Below are 13388 nucleotides of genomic sequence, written 5' to 3' on the forward strand. Positions count from 1 at the left end.
AACAAGTGTCCATTATGACTAGCCGAGAAAAACAAATATTGCAGCTTCTGAGACGAGATCCGTTGATCCCCCAGCAAGAAATTGCCGATATTCTAGGCATTAGTCGCTCGGGTGTTGCCGGCCACATTATGAATCTAATGCAAAAAGGTTATATCAAAGGGAAGGGATATATATTATCAGAGCACAGTTATGTGGTGGTGGTGGGTTCGGTAAATATGGATGTCTGTGGTTATGCCGCCCGTAAACTTATTTATGAAGATTCCAACCCTGGGAAAATAAAGTGCACTCCTGGCGGAGTAGGACGAAATATTGCCGAGAATATCGCGTTATTAGGCAAAGAGTGTCATTTAATTTCCGTGGTGGGTGACGATTTTTATGGTGCTACTTTGATTGATGAAGCGAAACGCGCGGGTGTGAATGTCAGTAATTGCCATAGTCTGCATGGGGAGAATACGTCTACTTATATTTCGTTACTTGATAGCGGTGGTGAAATGTTGGTGGCAATTAATGATATGCGAATTTTAGAAAATCTCACTCCATCGTTATTAGCTACCACCAAAGAATTAATTCAGCACGCGGGGATATTAGTTGTCGACTGTAATTTAACCGAAGAAGCCCTCTCATGGATATTTACCAATGCCGGTAATGTGCCAGTATTTGTCGATACCGTTTCGGCGTTCAAAGCACCCAGAATTAAAAATTGGCTTTCCCATATTCATACATTGAAGCCTAATCGTCTGGAAGCCGAAATACTGAGCGGAATGAAGATTGACCGCCGTGAAGATATTCCGGCAGTGGCGCACTGGTTCCATCAGCAAGGTGTGCAACGCCTGGCACTCAGCATGGGAAAAGAGGGGGTTTATTTCAGTGAGGTTGACGGCCAGTCCGGCTGGTCACTGCCTCTGAATATCAACATTGTAAATGTTACCGGTGCCGGAGACGCCATGATGTCCGGATTAGCAAGTTGCTGGCTGGATGACACGGAATTTGCCGAGAGTATTCGTTTTGCTCAAGGGTGTTCGGCATTAACGCTCTCTTCGGAGCTGACCAATAACCCCAATCTGTCGAATGGCAGTGTTAAAAAACTATTGGAATTACAACCATGACAAATAACGTAATGGCACAATATTATTTGGATATATCACCAGAGGTTGCGCAGGCTTTGGCGCAAAATAAAGCCGTCGTGGCATTAGAATCTACCATTATTTCTCATGGAATGCCCTATCCACAAAATGTCGAAACTGCCTTGCTGGTGGAGCAGAAGATCCGTGATAATGGGGCCGTTCCCGCCACTATTGCCGTTATAAATGGCCGCATGAAAGCCGGTTTATCACGAGATGAAATAGAATTACTGGGTAAAGAAGGCCACCGCATTATGAAAGTCAGCCGTCGTGATCTGCCTTTTGTGGTAGCTAATGGGCAACACGGAGCAACAACGGTAGCATCCACCATGATCATTGCTGAAATGGCCAATATCAAAGTCTTCGCGACTGGTGGTATTGGTGGTGTGCACCGTGGCGCGGCAACCACATTTGATATCTCTGCGGATTTACAGGAATTAGCAAAAACCAATGTCACTGTCGTGTGTGCTGGGGCTAAATCTATTTTGGATTTGGGATTAACCATTGAATATCTGGAAACCAATGGTGTTCCGGTTATTGGCTATCAGACCCGATCGCTCCCTGCTTTTTTTTGTCGTACCAGTCCGTATGAGGTCGGTATTACCTTAGACAGTGTTGAACAAATTGCTGCGGCAATGAATGCTAAGTGGGGCATGGGTTTACGTGGGGGGATGGTGGTCGCTAATCCCATTCCACCACAATATGCTCTGGCTGAAGAAATGATAAATGCAGCCATTGAACAGGCAGTAAAAGAATCAGAAGAGCAGGGCGTTATCGGTAAGGAAAGCACACCATTCCTGTTAGCCAGAGTGGCTGAATTAACCGGTGGTGATAGTTTAAACGCCAATATTCAATTGGTATTTAATAATGCACAATTGGCTGCCAAAATTGCCTGTTCGTATCAGCGTATTATTTAATGTAGATCGGATATACGCCTTAAATAGTGTCCTTATTACCGTCACCAAATTCTAGCTCATAGCTATGAGGTGCCCTGACACATTTGCTGTCTGAGGGGCACCTTTTCTGGCATAAGCCTATTTATATAGGTACTTCGGGGGATTTATGGATTTATTGCGTAGTTTGGTGGGAATGTGCATTTTATTGCTTATCGCCTATCTTTTCTCAGTAAATAAAAGAAAAATAAAATTACGAACGGTGGGGTCAGCATTATTACTGCAAATAACGTTAGGTGCAGTGATGCTTTATGTCCCCGCGGGTAAGTGGTTTATTTCCTCGATTGCAAATGTAGTCAATAGAGTTATTTCTTATAGTGATGCGGGTAGCGCATTTATTTTTGGCGGCTTAGTGGGCCCAAAAATGAATGTGCTATTTGATGGTGCCGGTTTTGTTTTCGCTTTCCACGTATTACCCGCCATTATTTTCATCACTTCGTTAATTTCCATTCTCTATTATCTCGGTGTTATGGGCTGGCTGATCAACATTCTTGGCTCCCTGTTTCAAAAATTACTCGGTATCAGCAAAGTAGAGTCATTTGCGGCAGTCACCACCATTTTTCTTGGTCAGAATGAAATCCCAGCCGTGGTAAAACCCTTTATTAATAAGATGAACAGTAATGAGCTATTCACTGTTATCTGTAGCGGCATGGCATCAATCGCTGGCTCTATGCTGGTTGGCTATGCCGGTCTTGGCGTACCTATAGAATATTTGCTGGCGGCGTCACTTATGGCCATCCCCTCTGGCTTACATTATGGGCGTATCCTGGGAGCATGCGTCGCTGGCGGGTGGCTTTATCGGCCAGAAATTAGCCATTAATGAGTTTGTGGCCTATTTGAGCTTCTCCCCTTATCTAAAAGACGCTATGGGGACATTGGATGTAAAAACGATTGCCGTTATCTCTTTTGCGCTGTGCGGTTTTGCTAACTTTGGCTCCATCGCGGTGGTAGTGGGCGCTTTCAGTGCCGTTGCACCTGAACGATCCTCTGAAATTGCCCGCTTGGGATTCCGTGCACTGCTAGCAGCGACATTATCTAATTTGATGAGTGCGACTATTGCAGGTTTGTTTATTGGCTTGGGGAGTCTATTACCAGGCTAGGATAATAGGTATTTCTTCTGGTGGTCGCGTGATAAAAACCAAGGACGCCCATTATAGATTAAATCGACTGATTTTATTAGCAAATCATTAAAGTAATTTTGCCATCTGCCGATAATTATTCTGATATTTATATGCTTTTAATAATCTGGCTAGCCAGAGTAATAAATTAAAGATGGGGAATGGCAGGTGAGCGAAAAGTCTAAAGAAAATTTTGTCAGAACGAATAAATTAGCGATCTGCGCACTTCTTCGGGATTTAAAGAAGAACGATACTGCGGTTATGGTTATCCATGCTCGCGGACAATTTATTAGCCGTATTCTGGATGTGGTACCCGAGACTAATCAGTTTATTTTTGATTTTGGCAGTGTCGCTCATGAGAACATTCAGGCCCTTGCTGCCAATCAACTGACCATTATTGCCGAACCCACTGGTGCAAAAATCGAGTTTACCTGTAACGCGCTGAAAGAAATAAAGTATCTATCACTGCCTGCCTTTAGTACCCCTCTTCCTGAGCAGCTTTACTTCATCCAACGGCGGGAGTATTTTCGCGTTAATATTCCTCAATGGCCGGCTTATTATTGTTCTGGAAAATTCGTTGATGGCAGTGAATTCTCATATGCTCTGGCTGATATTTCCTTGGGTGGAATGGGTTTATATGGAGTGAAAGGCAATAAATTTCCACTTCAGAAATGTGGCATTCTGCGGGATGTCTCGGTTGATTTATGCGGTCTTGGCCTTTTTAAACTGGATTTGCAATTTATCCGTGCCATTGATAAACAGATTGTGAATAACAAAGGTGAAACTCTCACGGTGCAACGCCTAAGCTTTAAATTCTCTCGCTTAAGCCCAATCCAGGAAAAGGGATTACAACGTGCCATCTTTGAGCTGGAAAAACAGCAAACAGCCAAGGCAAGAAAATTCCAGGACGGTATTTAGTTTTTGAAATTATTTACCCAAAATTATTGAGATTGCAGTGGGGGAAATCTGCCGCAGGCACTTTGCCATTAACCTCAGTATCGGGTGATTACCTGTGGTCGGTGTAATAGTACATCGACCACAGGGATTGCAACTTTCTTAGCAGTTATCTTTTTAACCTATTGTTTTCTCTCTCCCATTTCATGTCCTGATCCGTAATTTCCGCTTTGGGCTATAGTTAATACTATTCAGCTTTTTTGCTACGGTACGTTTATTGTGTATCGTCAGCTTTTACTCGCCTCATTTTTATGACTGAACGTGTCAGTCTTTTGATTTCCACCTTCATTCGGCATTTTTGACAGAACTCTGCCTGTAAGGGCGTTTTCTGCTCAATATCACGCGGCTCGCACGACTCAGGAAGCTCACCTGAGCAACTCGTTTGGATGCGCTTTTCTCCGGCTATTTCCGATTTTTTATGATGCAGATGGTCACCAGACTGCATGAGCACCCGACCAGAAGGTACCTATGAAATCATTCCTACAGGCTATTCTTGGATTACGTACTATTTTCAGATCACCTACTATTTTGGGAAAACGAACTACAGCTACCATCTGGCATGACTCAACACCGGTAAGAGAGGAGTTGTTCAGTGTGGAGCGGTTGGAGCAACATGCTGAGAGTCTTGCTAAAGCACAGTCGATAACTACCCACCCTCCACGAGTATCCACTCTACATGCCCGCCTGAATGATAATGCCAATACCTTGCTGGCGGCATACCGAGCCAGTGCAGCAGAGTTGGAAAAGGGCCGCGCAGTGGTACCTGCGGCTGAGTGGTTGCTGGATAATTATCATCTGGTTGAGGAACAAATCCGTGAAATCCGTGACGACTTACCGCCGGGTTATTATCGCCAGTTACCGAAGTTAGCTGATGGGCCATTTGCTGGTTATCCACGGGTGTTTGGTATTACCTGGGCCTTTGTCGCGCATACTGACAGCCATCTGGATCCCGACGTTTTATGCCGTTTTATTATGGCTTATCAACGTGTGCAGCCGTTGACGATCGGTGAACTATGGGCTGTGGCGATTACTCTGCGTATCGTGTTGATCGAGAATTTACGCCGTTTGGCTGATCAGATAACGCAAGGGCGTAAAGCCCGTGCCGAGGCCGAGGCGTTAGCGAATCGCTTATTGAAAGCAGGAGACAGTCGATTAGCACTGGAATCTGATATTGCGGTACGTTCCAGTGAACCGTTATCTGAGCAATTTGCGTCTCAGTTGGCAAAGCGATTACGTGATCAGGATCCGCGTACTACGCCGGCACTGGGGTGGCTGGAAGACCGTCTGAAATTACAGGGATTATCAGTCAGTGAAGTGGTACAGCATGCCCAGTTACGGCAGGGGACATCTAACGTATCGGTGCGCAATGTGATTACCAGTATGCGCTTGATCTCGGATATCGACTGGGCAGATTTGTTTGAAAGCGTCAGTCTGGTGGATGAGTGTTTACGTCATGATAGCGACTTTGCCAGTATGGATTTTCAAACCCGCAATCTGTATCGCAGTGCCATTGAACAATTATGCCGTGGCGCCACCTTCACCGAATTGGAGATCGCCAGTCTTGCCTTGCAAGCTGCGCAGAATGCAGTAGCAACTGCGGCCCCGGAGGATGTCGATCGCTGCCGTGACCCCGGTTATCATTTGATTGGTGCCGGACGGCGCGAATTAGAAAATCAGCTCAGATTCAGCCCCTCCATGCGTTTGTGGTTTAGCCGCTTGAGTGTTCGTATGGGCGCTGGCGGTTATATCGGGGCCATTTTACTGGTCACCGCCGGATTGTTGGCATTGGCACTGTGGGCGCTCTCCCTCCCCGGCCTGGCAACGGGGTGGTTGGTACTCGTTGCCTTAATCGGATTTATACCTACTACTGAGGTGGCGACGACCTTGGTAAACCGTGCCATCACCTGGAGCTTTGGTGCCACGATTTTACCCGGGCTGGAGTTGGCCAGCGGCGTACCGGATACCTTGCGCACATTGGTGGTGGTGCCCACATTGCTCACCAGTAAAACCGATTTACTGGAGCAAATTGAGCAACTGGAGGTTCATCATTTATCCGGTGCTACGGGTTATCTTGCTTTTGCCCTGCTATTGGATGGGGTCGATGCCGATCAGCAAATATTACCGAGTGATGGTCCGTTGCTGGTGTTGGCCGATGAGGCTATCGCCCGGCTTAATCTGCAATATGGCCCCGGCCCGGCAGGCCCACGCTTCCTGTTGTTGTACCGTCAGCGGAGATTTAATGAAAGTGAAAACCGTTGGATGGGGTGGGAGCGCAAACGAGGTAAGTTGCATGAACTTAATCGCCTATTACGTGGTGCAACAGATACGTCATTTATTCCTACCGCCGCCGGTGAGCCGCAGGTGCCCGCTGATGTGCGCTATGTGATTACGCTGGATGCAGACACCCGTCTTCCCAGGGATGCTGCCCTACGGTTGATCGGTAAAATGGCGCATCCCTTGAATCAGCCTCGCTTCAGTGCTGACCAGCAACGGGTTATTGAGGGTTATGGCATTCTTCAGCCGCGTGTGACGCTGGCGTTGCCGGTGGGTAAAGGCGGGTCATTGTATCAGCGGGTATTTTCCGGTCCCGGCGGTATGGACCCTTATGCCGCGGCGGTTTCCGATGTTTATCAGGATATGTTTGGTGAAGGTTCTTATACTGGCAAAGGGATCTATGATGTCGATGCATTTGAAGCTTCGCTGGCGGGCAGAGTGCCGGAAAATGCCTTATTAAGCCATGACCTGTTTGAAGGTATTTTCGCGCGTGCTGGATTAGCCTCAGATATTGAAGTGGTGGAAGAGTCGCCAGCCCGTTATGACGTGGTGACTAAGCGCCAACACCGCTGGACACGGGGCGACTGGCAGTTGCTGCATTGGGTCGTTAACAACGCCAAAGACAGTAAACGTATCCCATTGCTTGGCCGTTGGAAAATGGTCGATAACCTAAGGCGTTCACTGGTCGCTCCTTTTATGCTGCTACTGCTGGGCGTCAGTTGGGTGCTCCCCCTGCCAGCCGCATGTGTTGGGGTGTTACTGGTCATGGTGCTGATGGCATTGCCTTTCTTCTTACCGGTTCTGTTCTCATTATGGCCAGCCCAAAATATTCGCCTCAGCAATCATTTACATTCTTTATTCGATGATGTTAAGCGGGCAGGCAGTCAGACGTTACTTTCGCTGATCTTTTTGGCTGATCACGCCTGGCAGATGGCAGATGCCATTGGTCGCACGCTAATTCGTCTATTTATTACCCACCGCAATCTACTGGAATGGACCACTGCGGCTCAATCCGCCGATAAACCTCGTCCCGATTTGTCGGGCTTTTATCGCCATATGGCCGGTGGGACTTTATGGGGTTTGCTGATGGCCGCCATGGCATTAATGGCTTCCCCCAGTGCCTGGTCACTGATTTTGCCCTTTGCGACCCTCTGGCTGTTGGCACCGGCCATTGCATTGTGGGCCAGCCGTTCAAATCAGGGGGTTCAGCATAAACCGATGACGGCTGAAGATATCCCTGAGCTGCGTCTAACAGCGCGCCGGACTTGGCGTTTTTTCGAAACCTTTGTCACGCCAGATGAAAACATGCTACCGCCTGATAACTTCCAGGAGGATCCAAAGCCGGTGGTGGCACACCGGACTTCGCCGACCAATATGGGCCTTTATTTACTCTCTACCGTAGCTGCCCGTGATTTTGGCTGGGCGGGGACTTATCGCACCTTGGTGCGGTTAGAAGTCACCTTTGAGACCTTTAATAAGTTGGCGCGTTTCAGAGGGCATTTCTTTAACTGGTATGACACTCAGGATTTACGGGCGCTGGAACCGGCATATGTTTCTTCCGTCGACAGTGGCAATCTGGCCGGGCATTTGATTGTGCTGGCCAACACCTGCGAAGAGTGGGCGGGAGAACCCTTAGCGGCTAACGGTGCTAAAGGTTTGATGGATACTCTGCTATTAGCTGAAGCGTCCTTTAGACAGTTACCGCCGGGAGATGTTGATTTTAAACGCAAACTCTGGGCGGTATTGGAACAAATTCGCATGGATTTAAACCGCGTGAGTGAGGCTGAAATGTTGCCACTGACGTTGAAACCCTTGTTAGCCACCGCCTCAGCGATGGTACATGGAGTTGCGCGGTCAATTTATGATAATGCATTTATTGATTTGAGTTATTGGATTGAAGCCCTGATCCTGGCCGCGGCGGAACATGAATATGACCAGAAATTGACGAAAGAAATGCAGGAACAGGTCCATGATCGGTTGCTAAAGTTGGCTGCCGAAGCCCGCCATATGGCGCTGGCGATGGACTTCGCTTTCCTGCTTGATCCTGAACGCAAATTATTGTCTATCGGGTATTCGCTGGTGGATAACAGCCTTGACCCAAGTTGCTATGACTTACTGGCCTCAGAGGCTCGTCTCGCCAGTCTGTTTGCGATTGCTAAAGGCGATGTCCCTACCCGCCATTGGTTCCGTCTGGGGCGAGCGGCAACCCCTATTGGCAAAGGAGCTGCGCTGATTTCATGGTCTGGTTCAATGTTCGAGTATCTGATGCCATCATTGGTGATGCGTGCGCCAGCGGGCAGTTTACTGGAGCAAACTAATCAACTGGTGGTTGAACGGCAACAGGCCTACGGACGCAGCTTGAATATCCCGTGGGGGATATCTGAGTCGGCGTACAGTGCGCGAGATATCGAGTTTACCTATCAATACTCTAACTTTGGTGTGCCAGGTTTGGGGCTAAAGCGCGGCCTATCAGAAAATACGGTTATCGCGCCTTATGCGACCGGTTTGGCAACCATGATCGATCCGCACGGTGCGCTACAAAACTATGAGCGGCTTGCGGGTCTGGGTGCGCTGGGGCGCTATGGTTTTTATGAAGCCTTGGACTTTACTCGCTCACGCTTACCGGAAAATCAGCAGGTTGTCATTGTGCGTAATTATATGGCACACCATCAGGGTATGACCATTGTGGCTATTGCCAATACCCTACAGCAAGGGCGGATGCGCAACCGTTTCCATCATGAGCCAATGATTCAGGCTTGCGAATTATTGTTACAAGAAAGAATGCCACGTAATGTGGCGATTACTTATCCGCGTACCGAGGAAGTGCTGCTTTCAGCGGTGGCAGACAGTGCGTTGCCAACGGTACGCCGCCTGTCTTCACCGGTTATTGGGCCACCGATCAGCCATCTGTTATCCAATGGCCGTTACGCCGTGATGCTGACCAGCGCCGGTGCTGGTTACAGCCGATGGCTGGATGTCGCGGTAACCCGCTGGCGGGAGGATGCCACTTGTGATGATTACGGCTCCTTTATTTTCCTGCGTGATTTACGCAGTGGTCGCAGTTGGTCGGCTGGGGCGCAATTAGCGGCCAGTGATAATGCCCATCGCGAGGTGATTTTTGCTGAGGATCATGCTGAGTTTATCTGCCGTGACGGTACGCTGACCAGCACCATGAATGTGCTAATTTCCAGCGAGGATGACGGTGAAGTTCGGCGGATTTCGTTGCTTAATACCGGTCGCCGGTCGCGGGAGATTGAACTGACATCTTATGCTGAAGTGGTGCTCACTGCGGCGTCAACAGACAATGCCCATCCGGCATTCGCCAAAATGTTTGTCGTTACCGAGTATCTCCCAGAGTTGAGCGCACTCATCGCGACGCGGCGGCCTCGAACGGCACAAGAACCTCAGGTTTGGGCCGCGCATTTCTCAGTAGCTGACGGCCTGCCGGTGCGTGAGTTGCAATATGAATCAGACCGCGCCAAATTTATCGGTCGCGGTAATCGGGTGACGGCCTCGGAGGCGATGCAAGTTGATGTCCCGCTCTCGAATACGGTAGGTACGGTTCTGGACCCGATATTCTCATTACGTCAGAGTTTACTGGTTCCGGCCGGTAAGACAGTCACCGTGTCCTTCTGGACACTGATTGCCTCATCAAAAGAAGCCTTGCTGGATATGGTGGATAAACACCGTGACCGCAGCGCTTACGACCGGGCTAAAACACTGGCATGGACACAAGCGCAGGTGCAGTTACGCCATCTGGAAATCAACGCTGAGGAAGCGGCGGATTTTCAACAATTGGCCGCACCTATTCTGTATGCCGACTCCCGATTCCGCTCGCCGTCCACGACGATTATGCGCGGTGCGGGAGTGCAGTCGGCGTTGTGGGCACAATCCATATCGGGCGATCTACCGATTGTTTTGCTGCGTATTGATGACATCGAAGACATTGATCAAGTGCGGCAATTACTGCGCGCGCACGAATACTGGCGTATGAAACGTCTGGCGGTTGATTTAGTTATCATCAATGAGCGGGCGTCTTCTTATGTACAAGACTTACAAATTGCCATCGAGACTGCGGTACGCAGCAGCCAGTCACGGCCCCGTCTGGGCGATGAACTCAGGCAAGGTTCGGCTTATGCCTTGCGTGCTGATCTCATGAGTGCTGATACCCGCGCGCTATTGCGGTCGGTGGCCCGGGTGGTGCTCTCTGCCCGTTATGGCAAGCTGAGCAATCAGCTAAATCATCTGTTGTTCACCCTAGACAAAAAAATTGCCTCAGCGGATAAAAAATTGTTCGCATCAGATAAAAAACTATTTATATCCGACAAACGGCTATTAGCTCAGAACAACAAGCTGTTAACTAAAGATAAAAAACTCTTGATTGCGGAAAAGAAAAGCGGTTTTTCACGGGTAAAATCTGCCAGTCTGCCCCTGGCTACGTTGTTGCCACCACCAGAAAGTCTGGAGTTCTTTAATGGTCTTGGTGGTTTCGGCCAACAGGGGCGGGAGTATGTCACCTGCCTGAATGACGGAGAAAACACCCCTGCGCCGTGGATAAATGTTATTGCCAATCAGACCTTTGGTTTTCAAGTCTCGGCGACCGGCAGTGGCTATACCTGGGCTGAAAATAGCCGGGAAAATCAAATAACACCCTGGCTGAATGATCCGGTCATCGATCCCTCTGGCGAATGCCTGTATTTGCGCGATGAGGAGTCCGGCCTGCTTTGGAGCCCGACGGCGCAGCCGATCCGTGATGGCGGTACTTATATCGCCCGCCACGGCCATGGCTATAGCCGATTTGAGCATCAGGCTAACGGTATTGGTATGGCGCTACTGCAATATGTTCCGCTGGCGGACCCCATCAAGATCTCCCGGCTGACATTGCACAATAGGTCTGATAAAACGCGGCGTATCTCGGTGACTGCCTATGCTGAGTGGGTGTTGGCGACATCCCGTGGTGCGGCAGGGCCATTTATTATTACCGAAATGGATGAGCTAACCGGAGCCATGTTGGCACGTAATCCGTGGAGCACCGCCTTCCCCGGCCGTGTCTCTTTTGCTGATCTGAATGGGCAGCAAAAGAGCTGGACCGCCGATCGTAGCGAGTTCCTCGGTCATTACGGCGACAGTTCCGCGCCGCTAGCACTGCAGGCCACCCTATCGCTTTCAGGTGCTACGGGGGCGGGGTTTGACCCGTGCAGTGCGCTACAGCAAACGATTGAGCTGGCGGCCGGTGAGCAGCTTGAGGTGGTATGGTTTATCGGCCAGTGCGCCTCGGTGAGCGAGGCACAAGTTTTGATTACGCGCTACCGTGCGGCAAATCTGGATGCGGTATTGAGTGAAGTTACCGATTATTGGCGTAGCTTGCTTGAGGCCGTTCAGGTGAAAACCCCGGACCGACAGATGGATATCATGCTTAATGGCTGGCTGCTTTATCAGACGTTGGCGTGCCGTGTCTGGGCAAGATCGGCGTTCTATCAAGCCAGCGGAGCCTATGGCTTCCGTGACCAATTACAGGACGGGATGGCGCTGACATTTGTTCAGCCGGATACCACCCGTCACCACTTGCTACGTGCTGCCGGGCGGCAATTTATCGAAGGCGATGTACAGCACTGGTGGTTACCTCATTCGGGGCAAGGGGTACGTACCCGTATCTCTGATGACCGGGTTTGGCTCTCCTTTGCGGCGGCCACTTATATTCTTACCAGCGGTGACGCGGGTGTACTGGATGAAGTACTGCCGTTCCTCGAAGGGCCGATATTGCATCCGGGCGAACACGATGCTTTCTTCCGACCCCTGGTCGGGCAGGAAACTGCCTCACTGTTTGATCACTGTGCCAAAGGATTGGACCAATGTATTGAACTGACCGGAGAGCTTGGTTTGCCGTTGATCGGGACCGGTGACTGGAATGATGGGATGAACCGGGTCGGTGAAAATGGCAAAGGGGAGAGTGTCTGGCTCGGTTGGCTGCTGGTGGCGACCCTGAAAATGTTTATTCCGCTGGCGGTACAACGTGACCCAGCAAGGGCCAGACAGTGGCAAAACCACCTCACGGGGTTAATTGCCGCATTGGAGCGGGAAGCTTGGGATGGTGATTGGTATCGGCGTGCAACCTTTGATAACGGCAGTTGGCTGGGTTCGAAAGCGTGCGATGAGTGCCGTATTGACTCTATTGCACAGTCATGGGCGGTACTCTCGGGAGCGGCAGACTCGCAACGAGCAGTACAGGCGATGGCCTCACTGGAGCAACATCTTATTCGGCCCGATGATGGTATCGCGTTGTTGTTCACCCCGCCTTTTGATAAAACGCCCGATGATCCGGGTTATATCAAAGGATATCCTCCGGGCCTGCGTGAAAACGGCGGTCAATATAGCCATGCAGCCATGTGGACTATTTTGGCCTTTGCGGAACTGGGCGAAGGGGATAAAGCTCGGGATCTATTTGCCTTGCTCAACCCGATAAATCATGGGAATACCCCAGAGGGGATTGCACGGTACAAAGTTGAACCTTATGTGGTGGCGGCCGATGTTTATTCAGTGGCCCCCCATGTTGGGCGCGGTGGCTGGACATGGTATACCGGATCGGCGGGCTGGATGCATCGCGCCGGTATCGAAGGTATTTTGGGGATCCGCCGCGAAGGGGGGGAACTGGTCATTAATCCTTGTATCCCCGCCAGTTGGCAGGGCTTTGAGGCGACGGTCAATCTGGCCAATACCCGTTATGTTATCCGTGTCGAAAGCCCGGCCCAGCGTTGTCAGGGTATTAGTTCGGCGACCTTAAATGGCTCAGCTATATCTTATCAACCTGACGGATTACGGGTGGCACTGGATGGCGGTGAGTACCAACTGATTATTGTTTTATAGTGATAATAAACTCAGTTGGGATAGTCAATCGGCACTATCTCAACTGAACAAAATAAAAACTGAAAAATAGGTTGAATTATCATGCAACTGCCCCAATATTATAA

4 protein-coding genes and 1 pseudogene are annotated in these 13388 nt (G+C 49.7%); all 5 read left to right on the forward strand.

Annotated elements, in window-relative coordinates:
- The first annotated feature begins 14 nt into the window (after nt 1-14).
- The 5 genes and pseudogenes from AEP37_RS02060 to AEP37_RS02085 all read left to right on the forward strand — a co-directional run bounded on the left by AEP37_RS02060 (nt 15) and on the right by AEP37_RS02085 (nt 13284).
- The gene (locus AEP37_RS02060; protein ID WP_235801351.1) at nt 15-1106 is read left to right on the forward strand and encodes a PfkB family carbohydrate kinase; all 1092 of its coding nucleotides are present in this window, start codon (nt 15-17) and stop codon (nt 1104-1106) included.
- Entirely contained in the window at nt 1103-2038 is a 936-nt protein-coding gene (locus AEP37_RS02065; RefSeq protein ID WP_049609101.1) for a pseudouridine-5'-phosphate glycosidase, read from the forward strand. The genes AEP37_RS02060 and AEP37_RS02065 overlap by 4 nt, the downstream gene beginning before the upstream one ends.
- A gap of 145 nt (nt 2039-2183) precedes the next feature.
- Nucleotides 2184-3174: pseudogene (locus AEP37_RS02070) on the forward strand (NupC/NupG family nucleoside CNT transporter).
- A 186-nt stretch (nt 3175-3360) separates the two neighbouring features.
- Nucleotides 3361-4110: a flagellar brake protein gene (locus AEP37_RS02075; protein ID WP_049609104.1), complete on the forward strand. Its 750-nt coding sequence runs from the start codon at nt 3361-3363 to the stop codon at nt 4108-4110.
- 504 nt (nt 4111-4614) lie between these two features.
- Nucleotides 4615-13284 (forward strand): GH36-type glycosyl hydrolase domain-containing protein, encoded by an 8670-nt coding sequence (locus AEP37_RS02085; protein ID WP_049609110.1) that lies wholly within the window; start codon nt 4615-4617, stop codon nt 13282-13284.
- Nucleotides 13285-13388 lie beyond the last annotated feature (104 nt).

This window comes from Yersinia pekkanenii, assembly GCF_001152565.1.
Lineage (GTDB): Bacteria > Pseudomonadota > Gammaproteobacteria > Enterobacterales > Enterobacteriaceae > Yersinia > Yersinia pekkanenii.

Excerpts from the sequence above, each read along its gene's own strand:
- AEP37_RS02060 (WP_235801351.1), top strand. The coding sequence starts at position 15 with ATGACTAGCCGAGAAAAACAAATATTGCAGCTTCTGAGACGAGATCCG.
- AEP37_RS02065 (WP_049609101.1), top strand. The coding sequence starts at position 1,103 with ATGACAAATAACGTAATGGCACAATATTATTTGGATATATCACCAGAG.
- AEP37_RS02085 (WP_049609110.1), top strand. The coding sequence starts at position 4,615 with ATGAAATCATTCCTACAGGCTATTCTTGGATTACGTACTATTTTCAGA.